The sequence below is a fragment of the Epilithonimonas xixisoli genome (assembly GCF_004365655.1).
Classification (GTDB): Bacteria; Bacteroidota; Bacteroidia; order Flavobacteriales; family Weeksellaceae; genus Epilithonimonas; species Epilithonimonas xixisoli.
The window spans coordinates 693,055-711,029 of sequence record NZ_SOEO01000001.1 but is presented as its reverse complement, the minus strand read 5'-3'; the positions used below and the strand labels follow the sequence as shown (position 1 = coordinate 711,029).

The window sequence follows — 17,975 nt, the reverse complement described above, 5'->3', positions numbered from 1 at the left end:
GATTTCAACATTACCAAAATGAAAAAAATAATTCCAAATTTTTATATATTTATAAAACGATTTGGATTATGGCTATTGCTAAGTTTTGTTTTGGTAAATGGTAATGATAAAAACCCACTCCAACATTCTCACAACCTGATTCGGCAAAACAAAATAGATTCGGCGATTATTTTCATCAATCAACAGATTTCAAGTACTGAATCACAAGTTGATAAGGCGTTTTTCTATGTAGAATTAGGAAATGCTTATAAACTGAAGCAAGCTTATAATAAATCCCTTGAAGCCTATCAAACATCACTTCAAATTTTAAAAGGCAAACAATTTCCACAAGAAGAATTCTATGTTTACACCCATTTGGCTGAATTTTACAGGTATCGGAGACTATTTTCGAAAGCGGAAGAATACCTAAAATTATGCGAGAAGATTAAGAAAGAAGAGAAGATTAAGGATGTTTATTTGATGAAATTCTACAGTAGAAAAGCGGCTCTTTTTTCTGAATACAAGAACAACGAGGACAGCGCCATTGTCTATTCAAAAAAATCTTTGACATTATCTCAGAAGCTGAAAGACAGAGAAAGCGAGTTGGTTTCTCTAATGGAAATTGCAAATATATACGAGGGCAAAAAAAACCACAAAGAAGCTATTCGGCAACTCCACAAAATCATTGTTCTCGCCAAGCAAAATTCGAACATCCAAGTTCAATGTGATGCAATGGTAAATCTGTCGAGGAATCTGAATCGTGTGGAAAATTACAAAGAGTCGATCAAGGTTTCGTTATTTGGATTTGATATTGCCGAAAAGAACAAACTGAATTACAATCAACTCTTGTTTGCGGATAATTTGCAAATGGTTTATGGAAAAATTGGAGATTATCAAAATGCCCACAAATATTTACTGATCCGATTAAATCTGACCGAGGATTATTACCACAAACTCTATGACAATAAGGTGTTGGAGTACGAAGAAAAATTTAAAGCGGCAGAAAAACAAAAAATAATTGATGAAAACAAAAAACTAATTGCGCTAAAAGAGGAAGAAATCAAGCGTCAAAACCTAATAAAATATTTTATTCTTTTCGGATTGACTGCCATCATCATTTTCAGTATGATTTTGCTCAATTACATCAAAATCATCAGAAAACAGAATAAAAAACTATCCATAGTCTCGGAACAAAACGAATTTTTGGTGTCCGAAACGCATCATAGGATCAACAACAATCTTCAACTCATCACTATCCTGATTGGTAATGAACTGAAAAAAAATCCAAATTCCGACGACATCAGCGACAAGCGAATCATTGCCAAAATCGAATCTCTGGGAATACTGCATCGGCAATTGTACCAAAATGAGGATAAGAAAAGTTTGAACCTCAATGAATTTTTGCAAGAGGTTAAAAAAAACCTAGATTTCTTGTTTTCAGAAAATAAAATAGAAGTGGATTTTGACATACAAAGACTGACGATTCCTGCAAATAGTGCGATGTACATTGGACTTTTGGTGACAGAACTTTGCGTCAATTCTTTGAAACATGCTTTTCAAAACCAAGAAATCAAAGAAATAAAACTCAAAATCCATACAGACGACGGCAAAATGTATTTTGAATATTCTAATAATGGAAATGCGGGCAACAAAATCACAAAACTGAATCTCATAGAAAAACTTTGCCGACAACTACGGATACAGTACAGTATAGACACAGAAAACGGTTTCAAATTTAACTACGAAATGACATTATAATATTGTGGATTTTATTAAAATTTTAATCATCGAGGACGAGGTTTTGATTGCAGATTACATCAAGGAAACATTGGAAATCAATCGCTTCAAAAATATCCATATGGCCCATTCTGTTTCGGAAGCCCGAGAGAAAATGCACATCTTGCAACCAGACATCATCTTGATGGATATCAATCTGGAAGGGCATTTTGAAGGCATACAACTAGGCAGAGAAAAAAGTAGCGAGACAGCCATCATTTACATTACAGGACAATCGGATTCCAGAATGATCGAAGAAGCGCTGGACAGTTCTCCCGACTCCTATCTTACGAAACCGATACGGGAGGTAGAACTGATTGCGGCTCTTAAAATCATCATTAATAAAAAACAAAAGGAATATCTTTTTGTGAAAGACGGATACGATGATATCAAACTGAAATTACAAGACATCATCTATGTAGAAGTGGACAAAAACTATCTGGACATCTACCTCACGGATCGAAAAGTGACCGTCCGAAAAACACTACAAGAATTCTGCAGACAGCTACCAATTTCTTTCAAACAAATCCACAGATCCATCATTGTAAACACGGGTTTGATTGAGAAAATAACGTCCGATGAAGTTTGGATTAAGGATTTGCGACTGCCTGTTTCGCGTAATTTTCGAGCTAATTTGTAGTCCTCGCCTATTTCATATACAAAGTTTTGCATTTCGTCCCAATTTAATATTATGTTAAATAGAGGTCGTTATTTTTGTTTCCGGAATTAATAAAAATAAACGATTATGAAAAACTTTATCCAATTTGCATTGGGGTCTCTGGCATTATTTATGAGCACCTTGATGTCTTCACAAACTGTATTGATCGAGAATATGAATTCTCCTTACGATGTAATTGCAGATGAGCAGGGCGATGTCTATGTAAGTGAGACTTTAAATAACAAAATTGTAAAAACAGATTACACCGGAAATAATCTTACCACGGTTAAAAATTTTGGAAATCCAGTTTATGGTATTTTAATCAATGCTAATTATCTTTTTGCTTTGTCAGGAGGAAGTTTGCACAGAATGAATCTTGATGGATCAGATGCTACAATAATAGCACCGGCTAGCGGATCTTATTATATTACAGCTGCCAATGATGGATATATCTATTACACAAGCCAGAGTGGCAACAACATCCAAAGAGTAAAAGAAGATGGCACAGATCATTCTGTAGTTATCACAGGATTAAGCCTCCCAATGGGAATTACTCACGATCCAATTTTAGACATCTTTTACTACGCAGAGATGGGTTCTGACCATGTTTTTTCTTTAAAGAAAGATGGGACAGACAAAAAAACATTAGCCACAGGCTTCAACAATCCACACAATTTGAGATTAGACGCTTCTCGCAACCTGTACATTGCAGACGCACAAGGGAATACAATCAAAAAACTATCTGCTGATAGACAAGTGCTAACAACTTTTCCAGGCACCATCCTTAATGCGCCGACATCAACCTTTGTTACGAAAAACGGTCGCATCCTAATTTCTGACGCTTGGGGAGGAAAAATCCGATATCTTGACGCACCTGCCGCAACATCTCTTAATTTTGACGGGATAGATGATTATATCTCAGGAACCAACAGCCAATTACCGCAAGGCACTAGCGAAGTGACGATAGAAGCCGTGGTAAAAACATCTTCTGATAAAACAGGCTCAATATTCGATTTTGGCAGCTTTTCTCCATTCAACAGATTTTGTATGTTATCTTTTGGTGGTAAACTAACATTTATGGGAGATGGACACGGCGTTGTAAGCGATGTTCAGTTAAATGACAACAAATGGCACCACCTTGCTATAACCTATAAAAATAATCTCATAAAAATATATGCAGATGGCACACTTGTAAAACAAGATGTACTTAACAATCTTAATATTGTCGGGTCACAATTTCATATCGGAGCCAGTTATCGATATAGTATGGATGAACTATTTGAAGGCGATATCGATGAAATCAGAGTTTGGAACAGAGCACTAAGCGAAAATGAGCTAAAAAACAGCACAAGTTGTGAAGTGGCAAATCCAGGATCTCAAGATGGACTCGTGAGTTATTTCAAATTCAACCAAGGAAATAATGAAGCGGATAATAATGCTGTTACGACATTGACAGATGAAACAGGAAACAGTACTTCTGTCACTTTGAACAACTTTGCTCTGACGGGCACCCAATCCAATTGGCTACTATCTTCGCCAATCGTAACGGGGAATTCTTGTCCACAATATGTTTCGCCAATATCCTGTGCTACAGTTACTTTACCAAGCAATGGAACACCACTCTCCGAGGAACTCAAAGCAAGCTGGTCAGCCGTTAATGGCGCCGATGCTTACAAAGTTTTTGTAGGTACTTCTCCCGGAAATTATGATGTTGTAACTTCGACCTATGTCTCTACTACAAGTTTTGCACTAGAAGGATTATCAGAGAACACGACCTATTATGTAAAGATAGTTCCGGACAGTTCTACAGATACAGCGATTGGCTGCGCAGAATCATCTTTTACAACAGGATCAACTTTGGCTGTAGCTAATTTCAGTAAAAACACAATCAACGTCTATCCTAATCCTTTTGTGAATGTGATCAATATTTCGAATGTGGATTCTGTAACTTCGGTTTGCATTAATGACAACTCTGGAAAATTGATAAAAACACTGAAACCAGCGAAAGTTCTTGATCTATCTTCACTTTCCCAAGGCGTTTACATTGTAAACATCAAACTGAATGATGGGACAGCTAAAACGTTTAAAGTGATCAAAAAATAATAATACACCAAATGCTAATGATGAGAAGGGACAGCTTTTAAGCTGTCTTTTTTTTGTTTAATAATCATCGAGAATTACATCTGTTGATTTACAAAAGAAATCTAATTTATGAGAGAATACAAAACAAAAAAAAGCTGTAATTGAATTACAGCTTTTAAAATCTTTCCGTTTGCGGAGAAAGAGGGATTCGAACCCCCGGACCTGTTACAGTCAATAGTTTTCAAGACTATCGCAATCGACCACTCTGCCATTTCTCCTTACTTGCTACGATCTCTCGTTTTCAGTGGTGCAAATATAGAAAGCTTTTGGCTTATGACCAAATTATTTTTTACAATTTATTTTAAAACTTTAATTATCAAAGAGAAAAATTAATTCCGAACCAAATTAAATCCAAGAAAAACCATTAATAACCCCACAATCAGACTCAGAAATGCATATAAAATCAGAATGAAATAATTGCCATTCTGCCAAAGTGAAAAATTTTCTGCCGAGAATGTTGAAAAGGTAGTGTAGCCACCGCAAACACCGGTTATGAATAAGTATTTGAGAGAATTATCAATCTTAAGAAAATAAGCAGCAAGCAGTCCTATCAGAAAACAACCCGTGATATTGACCACAAAAGTTCCCATCGGGAAAGCATTCATCTTCCAAAACTTCTGTGTGTACTCCGAAATCAGAAAGCGCATCACACTGCCAAAACCACCGCCTATGAAAATATAAATCAAGTTTCTCACAACGCTAAATTATGAAAATAAGCTATCAGACTTCAATTTTAAATTGTTATTTTTGAAAATCTACATATATTCTGAATTTTACTATCTATGAAAAAAATTGTTCTGATTGAAGATGAGTCCAGCGTCGTATCCTTCATCAAAAAAGGTCTGCAGGAACTGGATTACGAGATCTCGGTTGCTTTGGACGGATCTACAGGAATCAAACTGGTGGAAAACAACGATTTTGATATGATTATTCTCGATATTATGCTGCCAGACATCAATGGTTTGGAGGTTTGTAAGGAGATCCGGAAGAAAAACAAGACAGTTCCCATTCTCTTTCTCACGGCTTTGGATTCTTCAGAAAACATTGTTTTGGGATTGGAAAGTGGCGGCGATGACTATCTGGTAAAGCCATTCAAATTTATTGAGTTGGTGGCGAGAATCAAATCTTTGCTTAGAAGAAGCGGACACAGCAACGGCACAGACCTCAACGAAGTTGAAAATGACGAGAACACCTATCAGTTTGCTGACCTTACCGTGAACGATTACACGAAAAAAGTTGTCCGAAACGGAAACGAAATATCCTTGACCTCCACGGAATATAAGTTGCTTCTTTATTTCCTTAATAATCCCGAAAAGGTCATTTCCAGATCAGAAATTCTGGAAGCCGTTTGGGGTGTGAATTATGAATTGGGAACCAATGTGGTGGATGTCTATGTGAATTATCTCCGCAAAAAACTCGACAGTCAGGATGATTCCAAAATTATTCACACCGTCATCGGGATGGGCTACGTCCTCAAAAAACCTTAAACTATGCTGAGTAAAATTTCTACCAATCAAACCAAAACGATGCTTCTTTTGATGCTGGTTTTCTCCGTTGTCATATTGCTTTTCAGTGGTTTGGTTTATTTTTCTATTGTTAATTTTTCCCACCAGCGTTTTTACGAATTGCTGAAAATCCGGGCGACAACGATTGTACAGATTGAGAAAAGCAAATCACAAATCAATGATTCTACGACCGAAATCATCAGCAACCTCAATCAGGCAGAGGAATTGCCGTTGGAAAAAGACTACGTATTTGAAATTCCGAAAGATTCCAATTATAAAAAGATATCACATCAAATCCATCTTCCAGAATCGTTTTTCAGAAGTCTTGTGAAGAATGGAGAATCCAATTATAAGGACAAAGAGGATTACTACATTGGCCAGACGTTCCGATCCAACAACAGAGATTACATTGCCATAGCCTCGGCAAAAAACCATTATGTGGTTTATTATTTGGGGTATCTCAAAAGAACGTTGATTACCTGTATGATTTTGGCACTTTTCTTTTCAATGATCTTTTCTTTTTATCTCTCGAAAACACTTTTTAAGCCGATCTTAAAAATCACGAGCAAAGTAAAAGAAATCAGTTCGGAAAACCTGCACCTGCGATTGGAACCTCAGCCCGGAAACAAGGAACTGAATGAGCTGGTGGAAACCTTCAACGATATGCTAAACCGTGTAGAGACTTCGTTTGAAACGCAGAATCATTTGATTGGGAATGTCTCGCACGAGCTTCGCACACCGCTCACGTCGATTATGGGAGAGGCAGATGTGGCGCTCTCTATCAGACGATCGGAAGAGCATTATCAGGAGACGCTTCAAATCATCTTAAACGAAGCCGAAAAACTGGATAAAAAAATCAAAGCACTACTGATGATTGCCCAAACCGGTTTCGACGGAAAAATCCAGAAAATGGACAAAGTACGGATGGATCAGCTACTTTGGGATGTGATAGAAACGGCAACCCGAATTAATTCTAAAAACAATGTCTATATGGACATCAGCATGCTTCCGGATAATCCAAAGAAACTGAAAGTCCAGGGTAATGAGCAGCTTTTGCACCTTGCAATGGCCAATATTGTCAACAACGCTTGCAAATACTCCAATTTCCAGCAGGTGAAGGTTTCCCTTGGCGCCACAGACAATCACGTTTACATCATAGTCAAGGATAATGGCATTGGGATTCCGGACTCTGAGTTCGATAAAATCTACGATCCTTTTTTCCGGGCATCCAACACCAAGAATTACGAGGGCTACGGCATCGGACTACCTTTGGCTCGAAATATTATTAAGATACACAATGGCGAATTGATTGTGAATTCTAAAGAAAATGTAGGAACTACGGTTCAGATTCGCTTTCCAATATTTGTGACTTAGATGTATTTTAATCAATAGATTAATGGCGCATTCAATAAAAAAAACAAGACCTAAGGAATTCTTAGGTCTTGTTTTTATTTAGTGAGGATTGGTTTACAGATTCTGATCTTCGTGTTTTCCTTCGTTGATTTCCTCTACCAATTTGGCATTGAAAGCTGGCAAATCTTCTGGTGTTCGACTTGTCACCAGGCCATTGTCCACCACTACTTCACTGTCTTCCCATATGGCGCCCGCGTTTTGCAGGTCGATACTGATGGATTCTACCGAAGTCATCTTTCTGCCTTCCGTAGCACCTGCACTGATGAGGATTTGAGGACCGTGACAAATGGCAGCCACAGGCTTGTGTTGTTTGAAAAAATCCTGTACGAACGACAAAGCAGCGTGGTTGATCCTCAGTTTATCGGGATTGATAACACCGCCTGGCAACACCAGCGCATCATAGTCGCTTGCCGACACTTCATCCAGCGTCACATCTACTTGGTATTCTTTGCCCCAGTCTTTTCCAGACCAAGACTTGATGCTGCCGTCCTGAGGGCTGACAATATGTGCTGTCCAGCCTTGCTGTTCCAAATGTTCTTTGGGAGAACTCAATTCGCTTTCTTCGAAGCCGTGGGTGGCTAATATTGCAATTTTCTTTGACATAAGATTTTATTTTTGTGATTAGTATGCCTAATGCTAAGAAAATATGATGCCGTGCAGGGAATTGAGATGATAAAGTTTGTTAAAGGTGTAAGGTTTTCTGTTATGCGTTGCAGGTACTGTGGTTGGAGAAAATTTGAGAAAGCGGTTAATGTAAGTTGAGGGAATGATTTCTTAATTTTGTGGAGTTTAAAACAATTACAAATGACAATAGAGGATTTGGTGGGTAGTTATAGTGTGGAAGGCAGTAATCAGGATGGGCTTGGCGTGGCTTATCATGGGGTGCTCCACTTGACTTTGGATGAGAACAGACGGATTATTGCGCAATGGATTATTGGCGATCATATCCAGAACGGGACGGGCTTTTTTAAAGATCAGATTCTGGTCATCAATTTTAATTATAAAGGTGATGACCAGATGGTTTACAAAGGTGTGGCAGTTTACCGTTGTATTAATAAGGATACTTTGGATGGATTTTGGTCGGAGAAGCATGGGAATCCGCTTTATTTGGGGAGTGAGAGTTGTGTGAGGATTGGTGGTGGGTTTTTGAATTGATTTTTGCTTGTCACAATGTTTCACATCCTTGCTGGAGCTTAGTTAAAGTTCAAAATAGTAAAAGCCTGACAATTGGTCAGGCTTATTCTAATAGATTATTTTTTGTTATTAGGGTTCAGCTGTTTGCCCCGGTTACCTTGGTTCTGGTCATACTGTCTGTTGGTTCCAGATGTTCCCCTGTTTGAGTTCTGAATGTTTGCCTGGTTCTGCGCAGGTGTGATTTTGTTTTTCATTGTTTTTATTTTAATTGGTTAATAATGGTTACTATTTCCAGTTGTAAAGTCCTTTCCTATTTATAAAATTCTGATAATTGTAATTGAGTTCGACATCTACACTCAAAATAAGCTTACTATATTCCTAAATTCCATTTTATTAGTATAAGAACTTCATCAATCATAATCACCCGAATCTCCGAAAGGTTCATATGCATCATCATCCCAATAATCATCGGAATTATCATAATTGGAATTGTTAGAATTTGAATCATTGTCATCCCAATCATCTGGCCTTTCATCCAGACCTCTTGATTGCCAATAAGAATCATTGTTAGGATTTAATTGATTTGAATGGTTGTCTAAATCAGATTTTGAATTACTCATTTTTTTAATTGTTTTTTTAATTGTTTTTTAATTACCTACTCTCTCTGCTTTTCGGATTCCGCATTTTAATTTGTCGACATTAATTATCCATCAAACTCAAATCCAAAAATCAAAAAAAATGCGCTTCCGAAAACAACATCGGAAGCGCAGGAACAAAAGCTTTTTATGGAGCACCAAAAGCGGTTAGCCAAAAGTTTTTCTAATGACAGGCTGGTAGTTTTCTGCCACTTTTATGTAGTCGGACTTCGTTTTGCTATGTCCGTCAAAAATGCTGACCTCTATCTTTTCAGTTTTGGGATCGTAGCATTTGATATGTTTCTTGTTCACACGAAAAGATTTATGAACCGTAATAAACTGTGACTTCAGCAGGCCACTCTCTTCCATTCTGGTAAATGAAAAATCAATCAGACTGGCAGGTGCCCTGTTGATGAAATAGATTTGCTTGTTATTAGACTCATTCTTATTGGCACAGAGATACACGATATCATCGATAAGGATCCTGTTCTTCTTTTTGTTGAAGTCCAAAGACACATATTGCGGGGGCGAAAAGAAATTCACCTCCTGCAAAAAGCGTTTGAAACTCTTTACAAACTGTTCTTCTTTGTACGGTTTGGTAATATGGTCAACACAAATCTCGGCATCCCGTTTCAGATTTTCGATATCCTCTATGTAATCAGCCGTGTTTACGCTGGCAAAGAAAACCGGAATCTTCACTTCCTGCGCCACCTCCATGCCTGTCATACTGTCATTGCCGAGATCTAGGTCTGCCACTAATATATCTACATTAATATTGGGAAGCTCTTGGAAAAAATGATCAGAATCTCTGCTTTTCAATACGATTTGAACATTTGGGATTTGACTGAGATAGGATTCCAGCTTATCAAGTTGCTTGAAGTTGTCTTCTAGGAGGGCGATGCGGTAGGTGTGAGTCATTAATTAATTATCAGATTTAATGATATAAGCAAACCTAATGCAGGAGATTGTGTTCGAGGTAAATAGTTTTTGAAATTTGCAACTTTAAAATCAGATAATTCTTGATAAGCTTGATAAACTTTTCTTAGATCCATTTTCCAATTCTTATCACTAGACATTCTTACAAAATGAAGAATCTCATCTTCTAAAAATAATACTCTATAATTTCTTCCTGTTATACTGTTAAATTCTGCCAGAGATTCTACATCAGATAAAAATTGAGAAAAAGTAATTTCGGTAATATTAGTTTTTTTCATAAATCATTTTATTCTTTAGAAAAAACATTAGCAAGAGACTCACTCTGAGCAAGAACCCTATCTGCTTCCATTTTTGCTACATCTGGAGGATAACCATAACGTATTAAAATCTTTTTAACAGTCAATCTTAGCTGTGCTCTCACATCGTCTCTCTTACTCCAGTCCACTGTAGCATTTTTTCTAACAACGTCTACAATCGTATGAATTAATTCTTTCATTTTATCATCAGCTAAAAATGTCGTTGAATCGTTTTCTTTAAGTACACTGTAAAATGCATATTCTTCTGGGCTTAATCCCAACTCAGCCGATTTTTTATCATCCAAGCGCATTTCCTTTGCAATCTCAGATAATTCCTGTAATACTTGAGCAGAATCTATTTGATTGTTGTGATACCTTGTAACTACAGATTCCAGCATTTCAGAGAACTTTTTAGCTTGAGCTAGATTTTTCGTTTTACGAACTTTTACTTCGTCACTTAATAATTTTTTGAGTAATTCAAACGCAAGATTTTTTTGTTGCATATTTTTCACTTCCAACAAAAATTCATCCGATAAAATACTGACAGATGGAGCTTTTATGCCTGCTGCTTCAAAAATATCAATTACGCCATCACTTGATAAAGCTTTGTCTACAATTTGTTTTATTGCTGTTTCTACTTCATAATCAGATTTTACTCCGTTATTTGAAAATTTATTAATTCTCGATTTTACTGCTTGAAAAAAGGCAACTCCATCTTTAATCATTTCTGCTTCTTTACTTGGAATTGACAAAGCAAACAATCTTGATAGTAAGGTTACTTCTTTTAAAAATCGATCTTTTAAAGTTTCGGTTGACAAAATAAAGTTTTGTGCACCTAAGAGTACTTGTAATTTCTGAGCCGTTTCAGATGAAAAATATTTTCTAAAATCATATCCATTAAACATTTGCTCTATGATTTCAAACTTTTCCACCATTCCTGCTATGGCTTCACTAATATCTAAGATAGGCTTGCCTTCACCTCCGCTCTGTAAATAAACTGCCATTGCGTTTCGCAAGTCTTGTCCAATCCCTATATAATCTACAATCAATCCACCTGGTTTTTCTTTGTAAACCCTGTTCACTCTTGCAATAGCCTGCATCAGATTTGCACCTTGCATTTTTTTATCAATGTACATTGTATTCATACTCGGTGCATCAAAACCTGTAAGCCACATATCTCGTACGATAACGATTTGCAATTCATCATTAGCGTCCTTCATTCTTATCGCTAATTCTTTTCTCTGTTTTTTAGTGGTATGATGTGGTTGGAGCAAAGCATCGTCATCTGATGAACTGGTCATAATCACTTTCAGCTTTCCTTTATCAAGATCAGTATGATGCCAATCTGGTCGTAAACTAATGAGTTCATCATACAGCTTTGCACAGATTGTACGTGTCATACAGACAATCATTGCTTTGCCTTCAATTACTTTCTGCTTTTCTTCAAAATGAAAAACAATATCCTTTGCTATATCCTGTAATCGGTCTTTTTGCCCAACAACCGCGTCAATGGTGGTTGTTTTCTTTTTAGCCTTTTCTAGCTGTTCTTCTGTAACATCTGAAATGGCATTAATCTCTGCATCAATAGTGGCTGCTATTTCCCCATCCAATTTTATTTTAACTAGACGAGATTCATAGCTGATAGGAACTGTTGCTCCATCATCTACAGCTTGTTTGATGTCATAAACATCAATATAATTTCCGAAAACTGCTGGTGTAGATTTATCTTCTTTTTCAATGGGTGTTCCTGTAAAACCAATGTAAGAAGCATTTGGCAATGCATCACGCAAATATTTTGCGTTTCCGTATCTTATCTCCGAACCTTCTTCTGTCTCTACTTCTCTACCTGTAAAACCATATTGGCTTCGGTGGGCTTCATCAGCAACTACCACAATATTGGTTCTTTCAGATAATGTATCATAAACATTCCCGCTTTCTGGAGAAAACTTTTGAATGGTCGTAAAAATAACACCACCGCCAGAAACTTTCAAAAGCTCTTTAATATGTTCTCTATTTTCTGCTTGCACCGGCTTTTGACGCAATAATCCTACGCAGTTACCAAAAGTACTAAACAATTGGTCGTCAAGATCATTACGGTCGGTTAAGATGACAATGGTCGGATTTTCCATCTGGGGATGCGTAATAATTTGACCGCTGTAAAAGACCATAGAAAGTGATTTTCCACTACCTTGTGTATGCCAAACCACACCTACTTTTCTATCCCCATCTGTAGAATGCGTTGCTCTGATGGTTTCTGTTACGGCTTTTTGAACCGCATAATACTGATGATAAGCCCCAACTTTCTTTATTTTAACCTGTGAGATTAGTCCTGTCTCAGAATCTTTCTTTTCTTCTTTTTCAAAAACGGTGCAATAACGAATCAACTCTACCAATGTTTTCTTGTCTAACATATATTCTGTTAGAATCTGTAAATCTGTCTGTACTGCAGTATCTGCCTCTTTTGGTGCTTTCCACGCAAGATATCTTGAAAGTGGTGCCGAAACACTTGAGGTTTTTGCATCAATACCATCAGAAATAATACAAAGCGAATTATAATAAAAAACAGTTGGCACTGCTTTTTTATAATTCTGTATCTGTTGATAAGCTTTTTGTAAGGTAGCTTTATCGTCAGTAGCGTTTTTAAGTTCTATAAAAACTAATGGTAAACCGTTGATGTAGATAACAACATCGAAACGTTTCTCACTATTACTTTCCTTAACAACCAATTGATTGACAACCCAAAAACTATTATTCTCAGGTTTTTCAACATCCAACAAAGTCACTGGAATGCCAATTGTGTTGCCGTCTTTGTTGTATTCAATAGTGACACCATCAGTAATATAAGTATGAAAACGTTCATTGTTTTCCATAATATCTTCTGTACCTAAATTGATAACTTTTTGAAAAGCTTCAGCTCTTGCCGATTCTGGCAAAGTTGGATTTAGTCGTTTTAAAGATTCTTTAAAATGACTTTCCAAAATAACCGAACTAAAATTTTCTCTCTGAGGGTTGTCGCTGTAAGGCGCTATCGATGGTCCGAAATGATAGGTATAACCTTGGGATACGAGTTGTTCAACAAGTGATTGTTCGATGGTATTTTCCGATAACATACTTTATATATTATAGTGTAATTTAATTTTATCAATCAAATCGTTATGATTAGCTTTCAACTCAGTCATTGTCCATTGCGGTTTCAGCATTATTCTTAATGAATTAGGGAAAGACTCTATGCTGGATGTAAAATACTTTATTTTTTTATCCGTAAAATCTAATCTACCTTGTCCTGAATTTTTTCTACGGCTGATAAGAACCAAATTACCTAATTTATGTGTCCATTCTTCTCTTTCCTCTTGTGCAAAGTCTTTTGTCCATTGGCTTCCTTCTTGCGGATTTTGTGGAAGAATATGCTCAACAGTCATTTCATTATAGGAATTGCGTTTTTCTGAATATAATGGAGCATCTAATAAAAAGTCAACTTTTCTTAATTTGTAACGGGCAAATCTTCGTCCATAGATTGAACTTTCATCTAAGTCTGACAAGAAGAATGCAGAATTAAATATGAAAGCATTGTCTGAAAACAATTGAATCAATTTTTGATCTTTACTTAGTTCTTCTTTTTTTGAATACTCTTCAATTTTTTTAATTATTGTATTCATTGCTTCAATTCTTGTAGTGGGTGTTTCTCTTCCAATCCAATCACCAGAAAACTTGTTGTCTAATAATTTTAAAAAATCAAAGATTTTATAATCTCCAAAATGATGGCGATAAACCAATAATGGTGGAATCCAAATATCGGATAATGCAGTATCATTCAACACACTTATCAGATTATCAAAAGCCCAATTGTTGTTGATGTGATAATTATTCCCGCTAAAGACTGAATCGTAGTGAACTTTATAGGCTTTAATCAAATCAAAAGTTTCATCACCCTTTTTTAGAAGTGGAGTCGCACTTTCTTGTTTTTTAGTACTGTAATTAAATTTGGTAGGATTATAAATATTATCTTCAAATTCTTTTAAAAGATTATGTCTTGCTTTTTCTTTTACTAATATTGTTCTGATATAGGAAAGAAACAAGTCAAAATCCTCTCCTAATTCGCCTTCAAGCTCTTCCCAATATTTTGCATATTCACTTTGCTTTTGTTCTGTGCTAACTTCTTTAAGATTTTGCGCCTTTAAAATGTCACTGTTTCTTAATTTAATTCCTCTATCATTTAAAACTGTAAATAGACGAAAAGCATCTTCCAATTCACTACTTGCAACATATACTAAGATGACATATTGACGCAGATAGGGAAACAAAGTATCAATATCCAAATTATCATCATTAGCAAACCATTTCGAAATAATAAGGATAGCATTTGCCATATTTCTGATAGAAACATTATCAGAATTACTCGCCAACGCTTGTAATTCATTAGACTGTTGTGTTCCACCATTTTTTTTGATGTAGTTGTTTATAAAAACTTCAACTTCTTTACGGATAGCAAACTCAATTCTCAAGCGTTCTGGGATTCCATCATCAGGATCTCCTTCTTGAAAAATAGCTTCAGCACAAGTTTTTTTTCTTTTTTCAACCGTTGTAATATCTCTGATAACTGCTTGCAGAATATACAAAGTAGTCAGTCTTTGTTGCCCGTCCAAAACACTGTTTTCCTGATAAACAGTACCATTTAATGACTTTGGCTGGCAGTGTAGAACCAAAGAACCTAAAAAGTATTGACTTTCAGGAGTATTAACAGCAGCGTGTGAAACATCATCCAATAATGTACTTATCTGATCTTCTCCCCAAACGTAAGGTCTTTGATAATCTGGTATTGTAAACCACATATCCTCACCAAAAACATCTTTTATTGTTATTTTATCGCTTGCTATTTGCTTACCTGTTACTTCTATTGCCATATTAGTTTTTATGATTATTAATTCTGAGTTTCTTCTTGATTATTACTTGCATCTTCTTCTCCTTCTACGACATCTTTAGCAGAACTTTCGTAGTATTGCTCTGTAAGCTCTGATGTCAAATAAGCATCATCAAGCATCTTTATAAAAAGTTCTCTCGATTTTTTAGTATGTAAAATTATTTGTGTGCCATCATCACTATACCTCATCTTATTAGCTAATGATGGATGACGTTGGGTAAAGGTAATAATTTGAGCGTTAGGTATTTGTTTAAGAATTACTGGTGAATTCTTTATTTTAACTACTTTTCTGGCGAAGCTAGTTTTTCCCAATAGCTCTACGATTCCTTCTGTTGTAGTTAAAATCTGTAATGCTTGTATAAGTTGAACACTATTATTAGCTTCCCTCACAATAACATCGTGAAAACCGTAGCTGTTTTCCAAAAGTTTCAGATCAAGAAAAATATACGTATCCCCAACAAAAACAGCATTAAAACTTGGTGTCAGATTTAAAATTTTCTCAGTGAATCTTTCTAGTTGAGTACGGGCTTTTCTAAGTAAAAAACCACCTCTACCTAATACCTCAACAGGTGACAGTTTTTTGAAAATTTTGATTTGATTTGTTTCTGTACCAATCTTTATAATTAATGAATCTATTTTTCCCAAATCATCATTTGCAAAAGAAAAATTAGCAATACCATCGGTTAGTGGTGAGCTGTAGAAGTCCAATCCTGTAGGTAAATCAAGATCATAATGAAAAACAGTATTTGCTCTATTGTCAGCTTCTGAAACTTTTATGATTGTTTGCTCTTCAACATTAATAATTTTTTCTCTTATACTTCGGAGGAACATTTCTTGAATGGTAGAGATTTCATTATTATCAATGTTTAATTTTTTAATTTCAAATGATTCTTTCATCACAGCAAATACAACAGTAGAAAGTTGATTGCCCTGGTTTAATACAGTGTTTAAAGAGTTAATTAGTTGTGTTCTGGTCATTTTGTTTTATTTTAGCATAATATATTCTTTCGTCAAGTTTTATATAATCACATCGTATATCCTTTGATAAGTTTTCTTTACTGATTAATATTATTCCTTCTCTTGCGCCATCTTCAAAATTTCCATCTATCTTATAAATTTTGAATCCTAACAATGCTAGGGTTGGGTTGGCATAGAAAAGATCTGTCTTCACGTATATTGCACAAATGACAATTAATAAAAACAAAAGAACAATTTGATACCTTGTGTTATCAAAATTAAAGCAGACTAAAGGAACAATATAAGTTGTTAGAAATGTGAGATGCTCATAATTAATACCTTCAATTTTCTTTATGGTAAAAGGCATATTAGTTGCGTCTTTTAAAGAAAATCTAAAATCAAAATAGGAATAAATACCAATTAGAATACCTGCCAGACAAAGTAATGGTATAATGTTTTTGCATAGTAATTCCTCCCAACCAATAAATGCCCAATCACTTTTATAGTAAAGCGGTATATGACCAGTTATGATTATTGTTAATGCAAAAAACAACCACATTGATAAAAAAAACAATCCGATTTTTCTCATAGTCACCTTTATTTCTTACTTGTTAATTTTCCACTACTCGAATATTTCTTTCAAAAAGTTTTTTGCATCATTATCCTCAATCATATTTGTATTATACAAACTAGCTAAAAATTCTTTTACATCACTATCATTTATTATTAGTCTAATTTCTTGGTTACTATACGATGCCTCAAGAATTATTTTGACTTCATCATTAGACAAAAAATGTGTGTAATTTTCAAGTTCATTTATACTCCGATGTGTCATCCTAAAACTCGAAGAGTTGATAAGAGTGTTAATTTGAAATTGACTGCGATTACAAGTGCTGATAATTTCTCCCGAATCCGTTTCTATGACATACTCTTGTTCCTCTAATCCAACAAGTACTACTTTGTTGTCGTTAATGTTGTACCAATATTCTTTAATATTTTCTTTAGATATTTCAACTCCAAGTTCTGCATTTACTTTTTGAATAAAGTAATCGTCAAAAAACTGCGAAACACTATGCTCTTTAAATTCTGTGTAAGATTCAACAACAACAATATTTGAGTGCGCTAGAAATGCTCTTTTTAATAAGTTATCCTTTGTACAAACAAATACATATTTATTTGGTATTTCTTGAACATATTCTAATACTGAAAAATAAATCAATGCATCTTTAAAACCTTTATCACTATCATCAGCTTCTACAAATGGTGGTTTTTTTAGCAATGCTAATTCTTTTATTTGTGGTAAAACATCATTAGCCTTTAAATCTATAACTTCAAATACTATTGTTTCATCATCTTCTAATTTTTTAATATAGGCTTCTACATCAAAGGCTTTCGTATTGTCTTCATCTATTCCCATAATCCTATGAAGCGGATTAGATAAGAAACTATCTTTTTTACTTTTTAAAATTACTTTTTTCTGTCTTTTTATTTCTTCTATCACTGTGTATGGAACAATGATATCTGCATCATTTTCAAATTGCTCTAACTCTTTTCTGCCTCCAAAAAAGTTATTAATATCAGTATTTCTAATTGTGTTTGTATCAAAGATTACTTTCTCTTTCATAC

17 protein-coding genes and 1 tRNA gene are annotated in these 17,975 nt (G+C 35.2%); 6 read left to right on the top strand and 12 right to left on the bottom strand.

The window, feature by feature from the left end; translation table 11 throughout:
- Nucleotides 1–18 precede the first annotated feature (18 nt).
- The 3 genes from B0I22_RS03330 (at nucleotide 19) to B0I22_RS03320 (ending at nucleotide 4,516) form a co-directional block, all read left to right on the top strand.
- Complete coding sequence (locus B0I22_RS03330) at nucleotides 19–1,737, top strand: tetratricopeptide repeat-containing sensor histidine kinase (protein ID WP_133943240.1); 1,719 nt, start codon at nucleotides 19–21, stop codon at nucleotides 1,735–1,737.
- Nucleotides 1,738–1,741: 4 nt separating this feature from the next.
- A complete protein-coding gene (locus B0I22_RS03325) occupies nucleotides 1,742–2,395 on the top strand; it encodes a LytR/AlgR family response regulator transcription factor (RefSeq protein WP_133943239.1) in 654 nt (217 codons plus the stop codon).
- 105 nt (nucleotides 2,396–2,500) lie between these two features.
- Nucleotides 2,501–4,516 carry a LamG-like jellyroll fold domain-containing protein gene (locus tag B0I22_RS03320; protein WP_133943238.1) on the top strand — a complete coding sequence of 672 codons (2,016 nt, stop codon included), beginning with the start codon at nucleotides 2,501–2,503 and terminating at the stop codon, nucleotides 4,514–4,516.
- 172 nt (nucleotides 4,517–4,688) lie between these two features.
- On the opposite strand, the gene B0I22_RS03315 is transcribed toward B0I22_RS03320, so the two are convergent.
- Both B0I22_RS03315 and crcB read right to left on the bottom strand, forming a co-directional pair.
- Nucleotides 4,689–4,773: transfer RNA gene (locus tag B0I22_RS03315), tRNA-Ser, on the bottom strand.
- Between the two features lie 111 nt (nucleotides 4,774–4,884).
- Nucleotides 4,885–5,250: a fluoride efflux transporter CrcB gene (gene crcB, locus B0I22_RS03310; protein ID WP_133943237.1), complete on the bottom strand. Its 366-nt coding sequence runs from the start codon at nucleotides 5,248–5,250 to the stop codon at nucleotides 4,885–4,887.
- An 87-nt stretch (nucleotides 5,251–5,337) separates the two neighbouring features.
- On the opposite strand from crcB, the gene B0I22_RS03305 reads away from it, so the two are divergent.
- On the top strand, nucleotides 5,338–6,042 hold the full coding sequence (locus B0I22_RS03305) for a response regulator transcription factor (protein ID WP_133943236.1): 705 nt from the start codon (nucleotides 5,338–5,340) through the stop codon (nucleotides 6,040–6,042).
- 3 nt (nucleotides 6,043–6,045) lie between these two features.
- A complete protein-coding gene (locus B0I22_RS03300) occupies nucleotides 6,046–7,434 on the top strand; it encodes a sensor histidine kinase (protein ID WP_133943235.1) in 1,389 nt (462 codons plus the stop codon).
- A 93-nt stretch (nucleotides 7,435–7,527) separates the two neighbouring features.
- Here B0I22_RS03300 and B0I22_RS03295 read toward each other — a convergent pair whose 3' ends face one another.
- Nucleotides 7,528–8,076, bottom strand: coding sequence for a type 1 glutamine amidotransferase domain-containing protein (locus B0I22_RS03295; protein WP_133943234.1), 549 nt, complete (start codon nucleotides 8,074–8,076; stop codon nucleotides 7,528–7,530).
- Between the two features lie 201 nt (nucleotides 8,077–8,277).
- Between B0I22_RS03295 and B0I22_RS03290 the strand changes: the two genes are divergently transcribed.
- Nucleotides 8,278–8,628 carry a hypothetical protein gene (locus B0I22_RS03290; RefSeq protein WP_133943233.1) on the top strand — a complete coding sequence of 117 codons (351 nt, stop codon included), beginning with the start codon at nucleotides 8,278–8,280 and terminating at the stop codon, nucleotides 8,626–8,628.
- 95 nt (nucleotides 8,629–8,723) lie between these two features.
- On the opposite strand, the gene B0I22_RS16060 is transcribed toward B0I22_RS03290, so the two are convergent.
- From B0I22_RS16060 to B0I22_RS03250, 9 genes are all read right to left on the bottom strand, one after another.
- Nucleotides 8,724–8,861, bottom strand: coding sequence for a hypothetical protein (locus tag B0I22_RS16060; RefSeq protein WP_166668168.1), 138 nt, complete (start codon nucleotides 8,859–8,861; stop codon nucleotides 8,724–8,726).
- Nucleotides 8,862–9,017: 156 nt separating this feature from the next.
- Nucleotides 9,018–9,227: a hypothetical protein gene (locus B0I22_RS03285; RefSeq protein WP_133943232.1), complete on the bottom strand. Its 210-nt coding sequence runs from the start codon at nucleotides 9,225–9,227 to the stop codon at nucleotides 9,018–9,020.
- 183 nt (nucleotides 9,228–9,410) lie between these two features.
- Nucleotides 9,411–10,160: a LytR/AlgR family response regulator transcription factor gene (locus tag B0I22_RS03280; protein WP_133943231.1), complete on the bottom strand. Its 750-nt coding sequence runs from the start codon at nucleotides 10,158–10,160 to the stop codon at nucleotides 9,411–9,413.
- Nucleotides 10,160–10,456, bottom strand: a complete 297-nt coding sequence (locus tag B0I22_RS03275) for a hypothetical protein (protein WP_133943230.1) — start codon at nucleotides 10,454–10,456, stop codon at nucleotides 10,160–10,162. Before B0I22_RS03275 ends, B0I22_RS03280 begins: the two co-directional genes overlap by 1 nt.
- An 8-nt stretch (nucleotides 10,457–10,464) precedes the next feature.
- Nucleotides 10,465–13,584 carry a type I restriction endonuclease subunit R gene (locus B0I22_RS03270; protein WP_133943229.1) on the bottom strand — a complete coding sequence of 1,040 codons (3,120 nt, stop codon included), beginning with the start codon at nucleotides 13,582–13,584 and terminating at the stop codon, nucleotides 10,465–10,467.
- Between the two features lie 3 nt (nucleotides 13,585–13,587).
- Nucleotides 13,588–15,375 (bottom strand): DUF262 domain-containing protein, encoded by a 1,788-nt coding sequence (locus B0I22_RS03265; protein WP_133943228.1) that lies wholly within the window; start codon nucleotides 15,373–15,375, stop codon nucleotides 13,588–13,590.
- 17 nt (nucleotides 15,376–15,392) lie between these two features.
- A complete protein-coding gene (gene kwaB, locus B0I22_RS03260) occupies nucleotides 15,393–16,370 on the bottom strand; it encodes an anti-phage protein KwaB (protein WP_133943227.1) in 978 nt (325 codons plus the stop codon).
- A complete protein-coding gene (gene kwaA, locus B0I22_RS03255) occupies nucleotides 16,348–16,938 on the bottom strand; it encodes an anti-phage protein KwaA (protein ID WP_133943226.1) in 591 nt (196 codons plus the stop codon). Before kwaA ends, kwaB begins: the two co-directional genes overlap by 23 nt.
- A 33-nt stretch (nucleotides 16,939–16,971) precedes the next feature.
- Nucleotides 16,972–17,973, bottom strand: coding sequence for a PIN domain-containing protein (locus B0I22_RS03250; RefSeq protein ID WP_133943225.1), 1,002 nt, complete (start codon nucleotides 17,971–17,973; stop codon nucleotides 16,972–16,974).
- Nucleotides 17,974–17,975 lie beyond the last annotated feature (2 nt).